Annotated in this window: 19 protein-coding genes; 4 read left to right on the forward strand and 15 right to left on the reverse strand. The window is 69.9% G+C overall.

Annotation, left to right across the window (positions count from 1 at the left end; genetic code table 11):
- The first annotated feature begins 16 nt into the window (after nucleotides 1-16).
- Both LPB142_RS11725 and LPB142_RS11730 read left to right on the forward strand, forming a co-directional pair.
- Complete coding sequence (locus tag LPB142_RS11725; protein ID WP_068765928.1) at nucleotides 17-439, forward strand: tellurite resistance TerB family protein; 423 nt, start codon at nucleotides 17-19, stop codon at nucleotides 437-439.
- 128 nt (nucleotides 440-567) lie between these two features.
- A complete protein-coding gene (locus LPB142_RS11730) occupies nucleotides 568-1,500 on the forward strand; it encodes a type IV pili methyl-accepting chemotaxis transducer N-terminal domain-containing protein (protein WP_071166484.1) in 933 nt (310 codons plus the stop codon).
- On the opposite strand, the gene dacB is transcribed toward LPB142_RS11730, so the two are convergent.
- From dacB to LPB142_RS11765, 7 genes are all read right to left on the reverse strand, one after another.
- Entirely contained in the window at nucleotides 1,491-2,918 is a 1,428-nt protein-coding gene (dacB, locus tag LPB142_RS11735) for a D-alanyl-D-alanine carboxypeptidase/D-alanyl-D-alanine endopeptidase (protein WP_071166485.1), read from the reverse strand. The two genes, LPB142_RS11730 and dacB, sit on opposite strands and share 10 nt — an antisense overlap.
- Nucleotides 2,919-2,981: 63 nt before the next feature.
- Nucleotides 2,982-3,590 carry a nicotinate-nucleotide adenylyltransferase gene (locus LPB142_RS11740; protein WP_071166486.1) on the reverse strand — a complete coding sequence of 203 codons (609 nt, stop codon included), beginning with the start codon at nucleotides 3,588-3,590 and terminating at the stop codon, nucleotides 2,982-2,984.
- Nucleotides 3,591-3,661: 71 nt separating this feature from the next.
- Nucleotides 3,662-4,714, reverse strand: coding sequence for a GGDEF domain-containing protein (locus tag LPB142_RS11745; protein WP_083392677.1), 1,053 nt, complete (start codon nucleotides 4,712-4,714; stop codon nucleotides 3,662-3,664).
- Complete coding sequence (locus LPB142_RS11750; RefSeq protein WP_071166488.1) at nucleotides 4,711-5,295, reverse strand: heme NO-binding domain-containing protein; 585 nt, start codon at nucleotides 5,293-5,295, stop codon at nucleotides 4,711-4,713. Before LPB142_RS11750 ends, LPB142_RS11745 begins: the two co-directional genes overlap by 4 nt.
- A gap of 61 nt (nucleotides 5,296-5,356) precedes the next feature.
- Nucleotides 5,357-7,084: a DUF4153 domain-containing protein gene (locus LPB142_RS11755; protein WP_156894369.1), complete on the reverse strand. Its 1,728-nt coding sequence runs from the start codon at nucleotides 7,082-7,084 to the stop codon at nucleotides 5,357-5,359.
- A 78-nt stretch (nucleotides 7,085-7,162) separates the two neighbouring features.
- Nucleotides 7,163-7,864 carry an HAD family hydrolase gene (locus LPB142_RS11760; protein WP_071166490.1) on the reverse strand — a complete coding sequence of 234 codons (702 nt, stop codon included), beginning with the start codon at nucleotides 7,862-7,864 and terminating at the stop codon, nucleotides 7,163-7,165.
- Between the two features lie 16 nt (nucleotides 7,865-7,880).
- Nucleotides 7,881-8,159 (reverse strand): DUF3572 domain-containing protein, encoded by a 279-nt coding sequence (locus LPB142_RS11765; protein ID WP_071166491.1) that lies wholly within the window; start codon nucleotides 8,157-8,159, stop codon nucleotides 7,881-7,883.
- A gap of 99 nt (nucleotides 8,160-8,258) precedes the next feature.
- Here LPB142_RS11765 and LPB142_RS11770 point away from each other — a divergent pair, with 99 nt between their 5' ends.
- Nucleotides 8,259-9,656 carry a diguanylate cyclase gene (locus LPB142_RS11770; protein WP_071166492.1) on the forward strand — a complete coding sequence of 466 codons (1,398 nt, stop codon included), beginning with the start codon at nucleotides 8,259-8,261 and terminating at the stop codon, nucleotides 9,654-9,656.
- A gap of 34 nt (nucleotides 9,657-9,690) precedes the next feature.
- On the opposite strand, the gene LPB142_RS11775 is transcribed toward LPB142_RS11770, so the two are convergent.
- The 4 genes from LPB142_RS11775 to LPB142_RS19430 form a co-directional block, all read right to left on the reverse strand.
- A complete protein-coding gene (locus tag LPB142_RS11775; RefSeq protein ID WP_071166493.1) occupies nucleotides 9,691-10,182 on the reverse strand; it encodes a periplasmic heavy metal sensor in 492 nt (163 codons plus the stop codon).
- Nucleotides 10,183-10,187: 5 nt separating this feature from the next.
- The gene (locus LPB142_RS11780; RefSeq protein ID WP_156894370.1) at nucleotides 10,188-10,568 is read right to left on the reverse strand and encodes a dihydroorotate dehydrogenase; all 381 of its coding nucleotides are present in this window, start codon (nucleotides 10,566-10,568) and stop codon (nucleotides 10,188-10,190) included.
- Entirely contained in the window at nucleotides 10,561-11,145 is a 585-nt protein-coding gene (locus LPB142_RS11785) for an RNA polymerase sigma factor (RefSeq protein ID WP_071166495.1), read from the reverse strand. The genes LPB142_RS11780 and LPB142_RS11785 overlap by 8 nt, the downstream gene beginning before the upstream one ends.
- A 68-nt stretch (nucleotides 11,146-11,213) precedes the next feature.
- Nucleotides 11,214-12,032 (reverse strand): EF-hand domain-containing protein, encoded by an 819-nt coding sequence (locus tag LPB142_RS19430; protein WP_071166496.1) that lies wholly within the window; start codon nucleotides 12,030-12,032, stop codon nucleotides 11,214-11,216.
- Between the two features lie 176 nt (nucleotides 12,033-12,208).
- On the opposite strand from LPB142_RS19430, the gene LPB142_RS11795 reads away from it, so the two are divergent.
- On the forward strand, nucleotides 12,209-12,937 hold the full coding sequence (locus tag LPB142_RS11795) for an NUDIX hydrolase (RefSeq protein WP_068765838.1): 729 nt from the start codon (nucleotides 12,209-12,211) through the stop codon (nucleotides 12,935-12,937).
- Here the strand turns inward: LPB142_RS11795 and LPB142_RS11800 are convergent.
- From LPB142_RS11800 to LPB142_RS11815, 4 genes are read right to left on the reverse strand one after another with little or no spacing between them, the layout of a single operon-like run.
- On the reverse strand, nucleotides 12,934-13,839 hold the full coding sequence (locus LPB142_RS11800) for a DMT family transporter (RefSeq protein ID WP_068765837.1): 906 nt from the start codon (nucleotides 13,837-13,839) through the stop codon (nucleotides 12,934-12,936). The genes LPB142_RS11795 and LPB142_RS11800 overlap by 4 nt on opposite strands.
- Nucleotides 13,836-14,345 (reverse strand): lipocalin family protein, encoded by a 510-nt coding sequence (locus LPB142_RS11805; RefSeq protein ID WP_083392678.1) that lies wholly within the window; start codon nucleotides 14,343-14,345, stop codon nucleotides 13,836-13,838. The genes LPB142_RS11800 and LPB142_RS11805 overlap by 4 nt, the downstream gene beginning before the upstream one ends.
- A complete protein-coding gene (locus LPB142_RS11810; protein ID WP_068765836.1) occupies nucleotides 14,333-14,689 on the reverse strand; it encodes a hypothetical protein in 357 nt (118 codons plus the stop codon). The genes LPB142_RS11805 and LPB142_RS11810 overlap by 13 nt, the downstream gene beginning before the upstream one ends.
- The gene (locus LPB142_RS11815) at nucleotides 14,667-15,713 is read right to left on the reverse strand and encodes an aldo/keto reductase (protein ID WP_068765835.1); all 1,047 of its coding nucleotides are present in this window, start codon (nucleotides 15,711-15,713) and stop codon (nucleotides 14,667-14,669) included. The genes LPB142_RS11810 and LPB142_RS11815 overlap by 23 nt, the downstream gene beginning before the upstream one ends.
- Between the last annotated feature and the right edge of the window lie 63 nt (nucleotides 15,714-15,776).

Below are 15,776 nucleotides of genomic sequence, written 5' to 3' on the forward strand. Positions count from 1 at the left end.
TGAAAGGATGCGTTCCGTGCCCGACACCCTGCCCTCGCTCTCCCCGCAAGATGCGCTGATCGCCGTGATGGTGGCGGTCTCGGCCTCGGACGAAACGATCCGCACCTCCGAACTCGTCGCGATCGAGCGGATGGTGAACCACATGCCGGTCTTCGCCGCCTATGATATCGACCGGATCCGCACCATCGCGCAGACCGTCTACGCGCTCTTCGAGGAGGAAGAGGGCCTCGAGGCGCTCTTTGGCCTCGTGCGCGAGGCGCTGCCCGAGAAGCTCCACGAGACCGCCTATGCGCTCGCCTGCGATGTCGCGGCGGCTGACGGCGTGCTGCACCAGCCCGAGCTGCGCATGCTCGAGGAGATCCGCGGCGAGCTCGCCATCGACCGCCTCCATGCCGTCGCGATCGAATGGGGCGCGCGGGTGCGCCACCTCACCCTCTGAGCGCCTGAATAACTGCGAGAATTTTATCCTTTGAGTTTCGCGCCGGCGCCGTTTTGGCCGCCGGCGTTAACGTTTCAGTGGGACACCCCTGCTAACCCTTTCGGGAAACGTCAGCGGGAGGTCCGTCCATGCTTGTGCCCGTGTCTGGTCTGTTCAAACCCTTCTCCGGCCTCGTCCTCGCGGTCGGTCTCGCGGCCGCGGCGCTGGCCCCGGCGCCGGCTTTCGCGGTCGATGCCGCCCCCGCCGCCCTGCCGCGCCAGCTCAACCTCGCCGGCCGTCAGCGCCTGATCTCGCAACGCCTCACCGCCGCGGTCTGCTTCCTCAGCCTCGGCGTCGATACCGATGAACAACATCTGATCCTCCTCGAATCGACCGAGATCTACGCCAACACCTTGAAATTGCTGCGCGACGGCCACCCGGTCTTCGGCCTGCCCCCGGCCTCCGACCCGTCCCTGATCCTCGCCCTCGATCAGGCCCGCGTGGTCTGGAACGCCGTCGAACCCCTCGCCCGCCAGGCCCTCGACGGCAACACCGATCCCGCCATCCTCGAAAACCTCTCCTATCTGGAGCCCTCGCTGCTCTCCGCCTCGCAAGCCGTCGTCACCGCCCTCACCGACCAGCTCGGCGATGATGTCAGCGAGGATGCCGATCTCGCCCGCGCCCTCGACATGGCCGGCCGCCAACGCATGCTCTCACAAGCCGTCGTCAAGGAGGCCTGCCTGATCTCGCGCGCCAATGTCTCGGAATTCGCCGTGCCGCCCCATGTCCGCGCGCTGAACAACCGCCTCGACCTCTTCGAGTTGGAAACCACCTTCCTGCGGGTCGGCGATGAAGAGCTCCAGATCGCCCCGCCGCCCAATCTGGCCACCGAAGAGGCGATCGACCGCGTGCTCACCGCCTGGCAAGACATGCGCGCGCTCCTCGATCCGGCGATCGAGGGCGAGAGCATGGGGATCGCCGAGCTCGACGACCTCGCCGTCGCCTATGGCGAGCTCCTGCCGCAAATCGAGGATGTGGTGGCCGAATATGTCGCGGCCCGCGCCCGCCCGCCTCAGCCGTAAAGCGCGGCCCAGCGCTCGATCAACCGGCTTTGCAAGATCTTCGAGCGCCGCACCCAGTCGCGCCCGCCCGCGGGCTGCTCGACCTGCGCCGCCGCGCGCCGCCGCGCGAGATCCCCGGTGAAGATCGCAAACACGAGTTCGGTTCCATCTGGCGCCGTCATATAGCCCGCAAGGCTCGAGACGAAATTCAGCGTCCCCGTCTTCGCATCGACCCGAAGGCTCTGATTTTGCAAGATCTTTCCATCGTCATCGCGGAGCTTGAAACCTTTCATCAGGCCCCGCAACCCGACCCGCGGGCCAAGCGCCGCCAGCGCATGAACCATCTCGCTGGCCGAGATCCGCGTCTCCGCCCCGAGGCCGGAATGGTCGACAAACCGCGCCCCGCCGCCGCCCAGCCGCTGCGTCAACCACCCGCTCATCGACGCCCCCGAGCGCCCGAGCGCCGCCGGCGCACCGCGCGCCACACTCGTCGTCATCCCGACCGCCTCGGCGGTGACATTGGTCGAATATTTCAGCATGTCGACGAGGATCCGCCCGAGCGGATCGGAGCCGCGCTCGACCAGGATCTCGCCGCGCGGCAAGCTGCTCACCGGCTGCGGCGCCGGCAGATCGAGCCCCTGCGCCCGCGCCAGCGTCTGAAACACATCGCCTGCATAAAGCTCCGGGTGGCGCACCGGCAACCACCGGCTCCCACCGCGCCCCAAAGCCCCGGCCGCCACCGTCCAATGCTCCTTGCCGCCCTGCTCCGAATAGGTGAACAGCGGGCTTTGCCGCTGCGCGAGCGCCACATCGGTGCTGTAGGCCCGCGGCTGGAACCGCTCGCCCCGCGCATCCATCCCGAGCTGATAGCCGCTCCCCGCGCGCCGCCACTCGAAATACACCCGGTTGAAATTCAGGATCAGCCCGGACACCGAGGGGTTGTAGCTCACATAAACCGGCTGATCGCCCGCGATCTGCGCCGCGTAAGGCAAGGCCCCGCCCCAGACGAGCAGCCGCCCGCGCACCGCGCGCACCCCCTTAGCGACCAGCCGCGCCGCGAGATCGCCCAGATCATCGGTCGAGAGCGTCGGATCGCCCCCGCCGGCCAGAACAAGATCCCCCTCGAGCGTGCCGCCGCGCACCGGCCCGGTCGCAATGACCCGCGTGCGGAACCGATACTCCGGCCCCAGCGTCTCGAGCGCATAAAGCGACGTGATCGCCTTCGCCGTGGAGGCCGGCGGCATCCCGAGGTTCGGGTTGCGCGATTCAAGCACGAGCCCGCTCTTCAGATCGGCCACGAGATAGCTCACCTCGCCCGAAAGCCCCGCCTGCGCGACGAGATCCTCCGCCCCGCCCGCCGCCCAGCCGGCCCCCCCGCCAACCGCCGTCAGCGCCGCCGCCGACGCCGCGGTCAGGAAATGTCTTCGATCAATAGCCACGATTCGCCTCCGAACGCGATGATCCGTAGGCTAGGGCCGCCCCGCCCCGGCTTCAAGCCGCCCTCAGCCGCGCGGCTGCCAACCGCCCCGCGCCCGGATCGAGGAGGAGGAGAGCGGCGACATCGGCGCATCGAGGAAACACCAGGCCGGCGGTGCCGCCCCGGCGAGCGCCCGCGCCGCCGCCTGCGGCACCCGCGCCCCCGCAAAGATCCGCGCCGCCCGCGCGCCCTTGCCCGCCAGCCGCGAGCCCGGCCGCGCGATCACCCCCACCGGCACCATCGCCAGGATCGCCCGCCAGTCGTCCCAACGGTCAAACTGCACAAGATTGTCCGACCCCATCAGCCAGACAAACCGCACCCCCCGGTAAAGCGGCAAGAGCCGGCGCAGCGTCGCCGCCGTGTAGCGCGTGCCGAGCCGCACCTCGAGATCGGTGATCACCACCCGCGGATCCGCCATCACCCGCCGCGCCTCGGCCATCCGCGCCGACATCGGCGCCGGGCCATGCTCTTTCAACGGGTTGCCCGGACTGACCATCCACCAGACCTGATCCAGCCCGAACCGGCGCAGCGCCTCGCGGGTGATATGCGCATGCCCCTCATGGGCCGGGTCGAAAGACCCGCCGAGCAGTCCGATCCGCTGGCCGCGCGTCGCTATGGGAAAGCCCTGTCGCATCGCCCTGCCTTACCCGATCGGCCGCGCGCAGAGAAAGCAAAATGTGACATCTGCACGACGACGGCGCCGCCTCAGCCCGCCTGCGACACCTCCGCATCGGGGCGCAGATCGCGCACCAACATGCACCGCCCCCGCCCGTTGCGCTTCGATTCATAAAGCGCCGCATCCGCATCGGCGAGCATCGCCTCCGCATCATGGCTCTCATAATCGCTCGACACCGCGATCCCGATCGAGCCCGAGATCCGGCACACCGCCCCCTCCACCGCGATCGGCGCCTCGAGCCGCGCAATGATCCGCGCGCCGAGCGCCTTCAGCCGCTCGGACTGCAACGCCCCGCGCAACAGCAACACGAACTCGTCGCCGCCCACCCGCGCCACGACATCGCCGCCGCGGGTCTCCTCGCGCAGGATCTGCGCCGCGCAGCCGAGCACATGATCCCCCGCCGCATGGCCGAGCGTGTCATTGACCGCCTTGAAATGATCGAGATCGAGATGCGCGAGCGCAAATGCCCCGCCGCCATGCGCCAGCCCCGCGATCGCCTTGTCGAGCGCCAGATCGAAGGCGCGCCGGTTCGCCAACCCGGTCAGCGGGTCGGTCAGCGCCTGCGACATCGCCGAGCGCCGCGCCTCCTCGAGCCGCCCGGTGAGCGCCTTCAACTCGCCCAGCACCGCCGCTTTCGCCTCGCGCAGGTAAAGCAGTTCGATCGCAAGGTCGGAAGGCGCGAAATCCGCCTCCGTCAGCCCGAAGATCCGCACCGCATCCGCGATATGGATCCCGAAGGTCAGGTTCAAGAGCACGCCCTCGCGCCCGTTCGGCCCGATCTCCACCGCGCGCCCGCGCAAGCTGATATCGGGATGGCGCAGCAAGGACAGATGCAGCCGCCGACCCTGCGTCGCGCCCACCTCCCCCGCGCCAACCTCGCGCCGCGACCAGGCGCGACCGAGCTTGAAATGCGTCTCGAACCGCGTGCCGATCACATCTTCCCCGATCACCTTCGCCATCGTCGGCCCGAGACAGCGGATCCCGCCGTGCCGGTCGAGCCAGAGGAACATCGGCATCAATTGCCCCATCACCTCGGGCGGCAGCTCCAGCCGCCCCGATTCGAGCGCTCCATGCATGCTCATGTGGCCCCCAGAGGTTGGGCGAGATCAAACCCGCGCCCTTCGTTGAACGCGGCCTCGAGCAAGGTCACGCTGACCCGCTCATAACTCTCGCCGCCACCATCTTGCTCGATCAGCACGAGCGCGCCGTAATCATCGGCCATCGCCCGCAAGAGCCCGGTCATCACCGCCCCCCAGCCCGGCATCGGCCCGAAGACAAAGAGCCGGAACTGCCCCCCGCCCTCGACCTCGAGCGCCAGCTCCGGCAGGTCGAGATCGGGCAGCGCCATCAGCGAGCGCCCCTGCAACTCATCGAGAGAAAACAGAAATTCCCAGTAATCCCCGCCGCCGAACCGCAGCAGCCGGCGCAATTCCTCGATCGAGGCGAGATAGGCCCCGATATCCTCGAGCAACACCCCCCGCGGCCGGTCGAGCGCGCGCGTGGCCGCCCCCAGCAGCTCCTCGGTGAGCGCATCGTCATAATGAAGCATGGCCTCGAACCCCTCGGGATCGACGCCGATCTGTTGTGAAACCCTTACCCAGAGCGCCTGACCGTAATTGTCGCGCAGGAACGACTGGATAGACTTGTTGACCAACCCGTGCATGTGCCCTCCATGGGGTCAACTTAGTCCACGCACGTTAATAAAACGCCAATTACCGCCGGGGTCAGGGCAAGATTGTTGCCTTTGCCCCGCCCAGATCGAGCGCCATGATCCCCGAGGGCACCAAACCCGCCCCGGAGGCGATCACCGCATCGATCTGCGCGCCCGCATCCTCCTCGAGCTCCGGCGCGCCGCCGAACACCGCCGTCTCGCCGGCCTCCCACAGGCCCGCGCGCTCGACGAACCCCGCCCGCCCGAGCCCCGGATAGGCGCGCACCCACAGCACCAGCGCCTGCGGCGCCGCGCCCGAGAACGGCGCCAGAACCAGCACACAGCCCGGGTTGCCCGCCGGCGTGCGGCGCGCACAGCCCGCCCCGATATCGTCGCTCCAGCGCGCCACCGCCTCGTAAAGCGCCTCGGGCACCTCCGCGCCGGCCGGCAAGACCCGCAGCTCCTCACGCAGCGCCCGCGCCTGATCGACCTGCGCCTCGGTCGGCGGCGTCAGGTCATAGCGGCTGCCCGCCCGGTCGAGCCGGGCAAGCTGCGCCGCCAGATCGGGCGATTGCGCGGCCTGCGCGCGCAGCGTCTCGAGCGCGGCCCGCCCCGGCGCGCCCCAGTCATGCGCGAACTCCCAAAGCGGCAGCCGCGTCGCCACCTCCCCCGCCGCAAACCGCGCCATCTGCGAATTCACCGCGATCCGCTCCGGGCTGATCACCGGCGTCAGCCACAGCCCCGCCAGCCCGATCATCGCCACCGCCATCACGATATTGGCCCGCCGGATCCGCGCCCGCCAGCCGCGCATCAGCACCACCGCGCCGAGATAAAACGCCCCATAGCCCAGCGTGATCGCCGCCGCCGCCGCCGCCGCAACCCGCGCCGGCGTCCAGCCATATTGGCCCACCCGCTCGAGGATCGCCCAGCCCGCGATCACCGCCAGAACCGGCACGACCACCGCCAGCCCCCGCGCCGCCCAGCTCACCACCGGCCCATGCGCCGCCTCGACATCATCCTGATCGACCGCGATCGTGACCAGCGACACCGCCACCACCGCCATCGCCAGCAGCACCCCCGCCGCCGAGATCGAGCCGAAGAGCTGATCGAGCCCGCGCAGCGGCAGCATCAGCAAGAACACCCCCACCAGCCCGAGCGCCACCGGCGTCAACAGCCGCAACAGCCGCAACAACAGGTAAGGCGAGACGAGATCGGAGAGCTCGGACACCACCGCGAGCCCAAGCCCCAGAACCGCCCCGTTGAACACCGCAACCACCAGATCCTCGGAGAACAGCGTCTCGACGAGATCCACCCCCACGAGCCGCAACATCCCGTCGCCAAGGAAGATCACCACCCAGATCATGCCCAGAAACATCGTCGCCGCCGCATAGCGCACCAGCACCGTCCAGCTCTCGACAAACAGCACCCGGTAATCGCGCCAGCCCGCCGTCTCGCGCGCCAGGGCCGCGATCAGAAACGGCACCGGCATCGCCCCCAAGACCGTCAGCGCCACCGCCACATGCCCCGCCTCGAACATCTCCCGAACCGAGGAAAACCCGAGCGATTTCAAGAGCGAAAGCCCCGAGACCAAAACCCCGAGCCCGGCCGCCGCCACGAGCGCGCGCCAGATCCCGAGCTCGCGCAGCATCGAAAGCGCCGCAAAGAAGAAACACGCCGCGAGGACCGCCAGCCCCAGCACGAGCCGCTCGCCATCCACCCGATCCGAGATCTCCCACACGCCCCAGGCCGAGGCCCCGGCGGCCGCGCCCAAAGCCGTGAAATGCAGACGTTTGACGAACATCGCGCCCTCCTCCGTTTGCGCCACGCTACCGCGCACCCGCCCCGAAGGCCAGCCCCGCCACCGCGCCGCGCGCCCGCCTCAGACCGCGCCGCCCCCGATCCAGCAGGCCAAGCCGCCGATATCGGGCAAGATCACATCGGCGAGATCCGCAAGATCCTCGGCCCGCGCCGGCCCGGTGAGAACCGCCACTGCCTTCATCCCCGCCGCCCGCGCCGCGCGCAGGTCATGGCGGCTGTCGCCCACCATCGCGACACATTCCGGCGCCACCCCGAGCCCCGCCGCAAAGGCCAGAAGCGGCCCGGGCTCGGGCTTGGCGCCATGGCCGCTGTCATAGCCGAAAATCCGCTCGAACAGCTCCTCGACCCCGGCCGCGCGCAAATGCGCCCGCGCCGAAGCCTCGGAATCATTCGTGCACAGCCCAAGGCGCAGCCCGCGGGCGCGCAACTCGCTCAGACATTCCCCCAAGGGCACCGCCTCGACCAGCGGCGCCTCCTGCGCGGCGCGGTCGAGATCGTCCACCAGCGCGTCGAAATCATGGCCGGGCAATTCGGCCGCCAGCAGCCGCACCACCTCCTCCGAGGTCCCCGCGATCACCGGCGAGCTCGGATCGAACCGCCCCTGCGCGAGATCGAAGCGGATCGCGCCCGCGAGCCGCCCCGCCAAGGCCGCATCGCCCCCCCCGAGCCGCGTCACCACCCGCTGCGCCCAACCGCCCCAGGTCGCCTCAAAATCGAACAGCGTCCCGTCCTTATCGAACAAAATCGCACAGATCTGCGACATATTCGCTCCTCCCCCTTCAGGTCCAGTGCCGCTGATCCCCGCCGCCCAGCACCGCGCGCGCCTGCACGAGCTCCTCGGGCCGCGCCCCGATCGCCTCCGCACAGGCGATCACCCACGCGTCACTTTGTAGAATGAAATCAAGGACCGAGGTCGCAAACCCGGGCTCCGCCGCCAGGGCCCGCACGCTCCCCGCATCCGCCCCCGACGCCCCCAGAAACGCGTCGAAAAGCTCATCCTCGCTCGCCAACCATGCCAAGGCGCGAATTCCCGTGACATGGGCGGTTTCCTGCTGCATTGTCCGGCCCCGTTAAGATTTGTGAAAGAGTTTGTTAACCTATCGTGTAGCATATTCTAGACTAATCAGATGTGCTGATTACAGGGAGTGTCGGGGCCCATGGCAGGAAAAATCCTGATCGTGGATGGTGTCGCAACGAATCGGATCGTCCTGAAAGTCAAACTTTCCGGCGCCCGTTACGAGACGATTCAAGCGGCCTCCGGCGCGGAGGCACTCGCGCTCTTGCCGCGCGAGCGGCCCGACCTCATCTTGCTCGATGCCCAACTGCCCGATGTCGACGGGATCGAGCTGTGCCGCACGCTGAAATCCTCCGCCGATACGGCCGCGACGCCGCTGATCCTGATCTCCGCCGTCGCCGATCCGCAAACCCGCCTCGCCGCGCTGCGCGCCGGGGCCGATGAATTCCTCGTCAAACCCTTTGACGAGCTGGTGCTCCTCGCCCGCCTGCGCAGCCTGCTGCGCAGCCGCGAAACCGATGAAGAGCTGCGCCTGCGCGAAAGCACCTGCCGCGAGCTCGGCTTTGCCGAACCGGCGCCGGCCTTCTCCGCCCCCGCCCGCATCGCGCTGATCTCGGCCGAACGCAACGCGAGCCTTGGCTGGAAAAACGCGCTGATGCGCTTCCTGCCCGATTGTCGGCTCTCGGTCTGCGACCCGGAGGAGGCGCTCGCAGCCTCCGGCGACGTGCTGCCCCCCGATGGCTATATCATCGCCGCCGACCTCACCCGCCCGGGCGAAGGCCTGCGGCTGATGTCGGAGCTGCGCTCGCGCTCGGCCTCGCGCCATGCGGTGATCTGCGTCGCCGTCGCCGAGCCGCGCCGCGAAACCGCCGCCGTCGCGCTCGATCTGGGCGCCAATGACCTGCTGCCAGTCGATCTCGAAACCGCCGCCTCCGCCGAGGAGGCCGCGCTGCGCCTGCAGGCGCAACTGGCGCGCAAACGCACCCTCGACCGCCAGCGCGAGAGCGTCGCCGACGGGCTGCGCCTCGCGGTCACCGACCCGCTCACCGGCCTTTACAACCGCCGCTACGCCATGCCGCATCTGGCCCGCATGGCCGATCGCTCGCGCCTCACCGGGCGCAAATTCGCCGTCATGGTCCTCGATCTCGACCGTTTCAAATCGATCAATGACCGTTTCGGCCATGCCGCGGGCGATGCGGTGCTCGTCGAGGTCGCGCAGCGGCTGAGCTTCAACCTGCGCCAGGTCGATCTGATCGCGCGGATCGGCGGCGAGGAGTTTCTCGTCGCGATGCCCGAAACATCGCTCGAGGCCGCGCGCACCACCGCCGAGCGGCTCTGCCGGGTGATGGAATCGGAGCCCTTCACGCTGCCCGAGGGCGAGCTGCGCGTCACCGTCTCGATCGGCCTCGCGATCGGCGGCGGCCTCGCGGATGAAGATCCGGTCGATGCGCTGATTTCGGATGCCGACCATGCGCTGCTGACCTCGAAGGCCGATGGCCGCAATCAGGTCAATGTCTCCGCCCGCTCGACCGCCGCCTGACCGCCCCGTTCGGGGGCCGCCGCGACGCGGCCGCTCACTTCTCCGGCGGCTTGCGCTCAAACCGCGCGAAGACCGTGCCCAACCGCTTGGCGAAGGCGTGCCGCTCCTGCGGGCTCATCGCGCGCAGCCGGTCCACCATCAGCCGCTCGCCGATCTCGATCCGCTCGAGCGTCCGCTCCCGATGCGCGCCGAGCGCCGCCTGCACCGCCGCCTCATCCCAGGGCTCGGCCTCAAGCGCCCGCGTCAGCGCCGCCAGATCCGCTTGAGCTTCGTCGCGCATCGCCTTGAAATTCAAGCCTTCCGCCTTTGCCGCCCGGCGCAGCGCGCCGCGGTCCTCGGAGGAAAACGCCTCGGTGAACGGGCCCAGCCCGATATCCCCCACCGGCGGGCGCGGCGGGTGCTGCTCATGCGCCACGAGGCCGCCGATCACCACCCCCGCCACCGCAAGGTTGAGCGTCAGCGAGGCGACAAACAACGCCCGCACCCAGCCCCGCATCGCCGCGCGTCCCGGCTGTTGTTCCGCCATCGCCCTCACTCCATCAACGCAAACAGATCGCCCTCGGGCAGCAAGCTGACCGCCGAGGCGCTGTCCGAGGCCCCGAGATAGACCGCGGTGAACCCGTCGATCCGCTCGCCCCCGATGAACCCGATCCAAAGCCCGGTCGCGGCCGCCGCCACCATGCCGCCAAGCGCCGGCCAGCCGCCCACGAGCGCCATCAGCCCCGCGAGCCTGCCGCCCCGCGCCGCGGGCCGGGCCGCCGCCGGCGCCGCCTGCCGCGCGGCCTGCACCGCCTCGGCCTCGGCCATGACCCGCATCAGAAACGCCGCCGAAGGCTCCGGCGCAGTCTGCCGGGCGGCCGCGAAAACCCCCTCCAGCGCGTCGATCCCGTTCCCGTTGTGCATGTCAGTCATGACCATACCCCAATTCTTCCCGCCGCCCCGCCAACAGGGCCGCCAGAGCGCGTTTTCCGCGCGCTGTCAGACTTTCTACGGCCTCGACACCGATTTCCATCGCTGCCGCGATCTCCGGGTTCGACAAACCTTCCAGATGCCGCAAGACCACCGCCTGACGCTGCCGCGCGGGCAGCAGATCGAGCGCGCGCTGCAAGGCCTCCGCCCGGTCGTGCTCGATCATCCGCTCGACCGCCGAGGCCGCGCCATCCTCGATCTCGGGCGCCTCGTCGAGCCCGACCCCGCGCCGCCGCCGCAGCCGATCCGTCGCGAGATTGGTCACCACCCGGTAGAGCCAGGTCGACACCTTCGCCTCCCCCGCCCGCCACTCCGGCGCGATCCGCCACAGCCGCAGCAGCGCCTCCTGCGCCAGATCCTCCGCCTCGGCCCGGTCGCCAAGCATCCGCACCGCGATCCGAAACGCCAGCGGCGCAAAGCGCAAACTCAGCGCGCGCGCGGCCTCCGGGTCCCCATTGCCATAGAGGACCAGCAAAGCCTCGTCCGAGACATCGGAAAGCGCGTCGAATGCCATCGTCATACCCGTGAAGACCTAGACCAGAACCGGCCCGGGCGCAATTCACGCCGGGCCGGCCGATCGGTGCGGGCTCAGTTCGCCTGCCGGTTCTGCATCCAGCCCTGCCAGCTGCCATCGGGCTGACCGATCGGCGCGCCCATGCCCTGGCCCATGCCCTGCATCATCCCTTGGCCCTGGCCCTGCATCATGCCCTGGCCCATGCCCTGGCCCTGCATCATGCCGTGGCCCTGCATCATCCCCTGCCCGTGGTGATCATGCCGCCCGCCGCGGTCGCCCTGCCCCTTCTGGGCCTGACGCATCGCCTTTTGCATCCGCGCCACCCCGGCCGCGCGCTCCTCGGCGCTGATCTTGCCATCCTTGTCGCGGTCAAAGCGCGCAAACAGCCCCTGCGGCAGCGGTTTCGCCTCGAGCTCGGCCGCCGAGAGCATCCCGTCGCCATCGAGATCCTGCGCCGCGATCTTCGCCGCCACCCGCGCCTCGATCCGCGCCTTGGCCCGCGCCAGATCCGCCGCCACGAGCTCCTCGGCGCTCAACTTGCCATCGCCATCGGCATCGAGCGCCGCCGCATCCGCGGCCCGCTTGGCCTTGATCTCATCCATCGTCACCGCGCCATCGCCATCGGTGTCGAACTGGGCGAAATCGAACACCCCCTTCGGCGCCATGCCCGGCGCGCCCCCAGCCATCGGCCCGGCGCCCATCGGCCCGGCGCCCATCTGACCCCCGGCCATCTGGCCCATCGGCCCGGCGCCCACCGGGCCCGTGCCATCTTGCTTTTGCGCCTGAACGGGGGGCTGCGGCGTCGCGGTCTGCGCCCCCACGGGCGCGGCCATCGCCAGCGCCGTCCCCGCCATCAGGGCGGCCATGATCGTCTTGCGGATCGTGCGGTTCATCTCGGTCTCCTCTCGAACTGCGGCGCCCGTCGCGCCCTGGATACTCACCAAACGCCCGCCCGCGCCCCTTCCGTCGCCCCTCACCAAGGCGTGACACCGATGTGATCGCCCGCGCGCGTGCAATTTCGCTTCCCTGCGCGCCGCATTCGGCCAATACTCGGCGCAGGGAGACTTTCATGACCACCACCGCCGACCCCGCCGCCTCCGCCGGCGCCACTGCCGCCCCCGACAAATCCGCCCTGCGCCATGCCGCGACCGTGCTCGTGGTGCGCCGCGATGGGCCCGAGGGGCCGCGTGTGCTGATGGGGATGCGCGGCGCAGGCGCGGCCTTCATGCCCTCGAAATACGTCTTCCCCGGCGGTGCGCTCGATGCGGCCGATGCCGAAATCCCGCTCGCGACCGCGCTCAACCCGATCTGCGCGCGCCGCCTCGCGCAAGAGGCGCCCGCCGGCCTCGGCCCCGCGCTCGCCGCCGCCGCGGTGCGCGAATTGTGGGAGGAAACCGGCCAGATCCTCGGCCAGCGCGCGCCTTGGCCCGCCCCGCCCGCCGATTGGGCGGGCTTTGCCGAGGCGGGCTTCCGCCCTGCGGCCGCGCCGCTGACCTTCGTCTTCCGCGCGATCACCCCGCCCGGCCGCCCGCGCCGGTTCGACGCGCGCTTCTTCCTGATCGACGCCGTCGATCTGGCCTCCGACCCGGAGGATTTCACCCGCGCCTGCGATGAGCTCTCGCATCTGCATTGGGTGCCGATGGCGCAGGCCCGCGCGCTCAACCTGCCGTTCATCACCGAGGTGGTGCTGGCCGAGGTGCAGGCGCTTCTCGCCTCGCCCGAGCCGATCGCGCCGCCGCAAAGCGTGCCGTTTTTCGACAATTCCGGCCCGCGCTCGGTGTTTCGCCGCCTCGCCTAGCCGCCGCCCGCCTGCGCGGCGACAATCAGCAGAAGCGCCCCCACGACGAGCGCCATCCCCGCGCCCTCGCGCGCCGAGAGCCGCTCGCGCAGCCAAAAGACCGAGGCGAGCAGCGTGAACACCATCTCGACCTGGCCCAGCGCGCGCACATAGGCCGCGTTCATCAGCGCAAACGCCGTGAACCAGCCTGCCGAGCCCGCGACCCCGGTCACCCCCACCCAGACCGTGCGCCGCCACGAGCCCAGCACCCGGCCGAGCTCACCCGGCTCGCGCAGCCGCAAATAAAGCGCCATTCCAAGGCTTTGCGCGAGCGTGACACAGGCCAGCGTGACAAAGGCCCGCGCCAGAAACGGCGCTGGCTCAAGCGCGAGCGTGGCGCCCCGGTAGCAGATCGAGGAGAGCCCGAAGAGCCCGCCCGCCGCCACGCCGTAAACCATCGCGCGGGCCGAAAACCCCTCGGGCGGGCGCGACAGAAGCAACACGCCCAGAAGCCCGACGCCGATCCCCGCCCAACCGAGCGCGCTCACCCGCTCGCCCAGCAACACCGCCGAGAGGATCGCGACCTGCACGGCTTCGGTCTTGGTGAAGGCCACCCCCACCGCGAAATTGCGCAACGAAAAGAGCCGCACGGTGAGAAAGGTCGCCACCACCTGCGCCGCGCCGCCAAGCAGAACGAAGCCGAAGAACCCCGCCCCCGGCACCGCCACCCGCGCCCCGGCGGCCAAAAGCCCCGCCGCGATCAGGCTCGCGATCGGCGCCCCGAAGAGAAAGCGCGAAAACGTCGCCCCCCCGGCCGAGAGCCCGCCGCCCCGGCCCGCGCCGGCAAGCTGGCGTTGCAACAGAAACCGCAGCGTCTGCGCCGCGGCCGCGGCCAGCGTCACCCAGACCCAGAGCAGGCTCACCGCCCGATCCGCGCCACGTCATAGCCGTTGAAGCCCAGAACCTCGCGCGCCGCCGCGCCAAGATCGGCCCGCATCGGCAGTTCCCGCGTGAGCACCATGCCAAAGCCGCCCCCCGGCGTGCCCAGCACCGCCACGCGGTAATCCTGATCCATCCACAGCACCCAGACCGGCGCCTTGGCAAAGCCCGCATCGGGCGTGAAGCGCGCGCCGGGCCCGGTCATCACCGCCCGCCCGGAGAGCCGCGCAGGCTTCGCCCCCGCGCCGCAATCGACGCCCGAAAGCTGATAGGCCCCGCGCCCGTCCCAGGCCCAGTCCTGCGCCGCCCCCGCACAGCCCGGCACCCCCGAGGCCGCCACGAACCACCGCCCGCCAAAGCGCGCCGGATCAAAGATCACCGCCGAGGAAATCATCCCCTTCGGGTCGCGCAGGCTCGGCGCCTCGGCGGGCTTGCCGCCAAAACACCCCGCCAGAGCGATCAGCCCCGCGCCCCAGATCAGTTTACGCATTCGCTCACCCTCAAACCGGCGGAGGTTACAATCTCATTGCAGCCCACCAGCGGCTGCACGGGCGAACAAGTCATTGATCGCGCGAGACATTTCCCCTCGCAATCGGCGCTCGTGCGGCAGGCCTCGCCGCCATCGCGGGTGCGATCGAGGCAAAACCGCGCCGCGCCCTCGGCCAGCCATTGCCCGCCGCGTGCGGTGCAGGCGGCCTGTTCGAGCTCCATTTTCGCCGCGCCCACCGGCGGCAGGGGCGCCTCGCGCGCCTCCCGGCAGCCCGCGAGCGCGAGCACAAAGAGCCCCCCGAGCGCGAGCCGGCGCGCGCCCTCAGAACGGCATCGGATGCGCATGATGCACCTTCTCGAGCGCCCGCAGCACCTCCGCCGAGAGCACCAGATCCGCGCCATCGAGCGATTTCTCGAGCTGCGCCACCGAGGTCGCGCCGATGATCGGGATGATCGGGAAGGGCCGCGTCAGCGTCCAGGCGATCGCCATCGACACCGGGTCGAGCCCCGCCTCGCGCGCCACGCCCACATAAAGATCGGCGATCTCGAAGGCGCGCGCGTTCGACCGCCCGCCCAGCTCGCGCACGATCGAACGGCGCGAGCCCGCGGGCGCCGCGCCGCCCGAATATTTGCCCGAGAGCATCCCCACCGCGAGCGGCGAATAGGCCAGACAGGTCACCCGCTCATGATGGCCAAGCTCCGCCAGATCGGTGTCGTAAAGCCGGCACATCAGCGAATATTCGTTCTGCAGCGAGACCGGCCGCGGCCCATGCCCGGCCTCGGCCAGCCGGATCCATTCCGCCATCCCCCAGGCGCTCTCGTTCGAGAGCCCGAAATGGCCGATCTTGCCCTCCGCCTTCAGCGCCGCGAGCGTCTCGAGACAGGCGACCATATCGGCCTCGATCTCGGCCTTGGCGGGCTGTTTGACCGGCGCAAAGCCCCAGTTCTGGCGGAAATGATAGCTGCCCCGGTTCGGCCAGTGGAACTGATAGATGTCGATATGATCGGTCTGGAGCCGCCGCAAACTGCCCTCGATCGCGGTGCGGATATTGGCCGGCGTGATCGGCGCGCCCGCGCGCACCGCCTGCAGCCCGATCCCCGAGACCTTCGTCGCGAGCACCACATCGCCCCGCCGCCCGGTCTTCGCAAACCAGCTCCCGATGATCTCCTCGGTGCGCCCCGAGGTCTCCGCGCTCACCGGGTTGACCGGATACATCTCGGCCGTGTCGATGAAATCGACGCCGCGCTCGAGCGCGCGCTCGATCTGCGCATGGCCCTCGGCCTCGGTATTTTGCGTGCCCCAGGTCATCGAGCCAAGGCACAGCTCCGAGACCATCAGCCCCGTCGCGCCAATCTCGCGCTTGTTCATGTCACTCTCCATCGTGAGCCCCGGCTCCGGCGTGACCCTGCCACGCCCGCGCGCCGGGGAAAA

This window comes from Rhodobacter xanthinilyticus, assembly GCF_001856665.1.
GTDB classification, from domain to species: domain Bacteria; phylum Pseudomonadota; class Alphaproteobacteria; order Rhodobacterales; family Rhodobacteraceae; genus Rhodobacter; species Rhodobacter xanthinilyticus.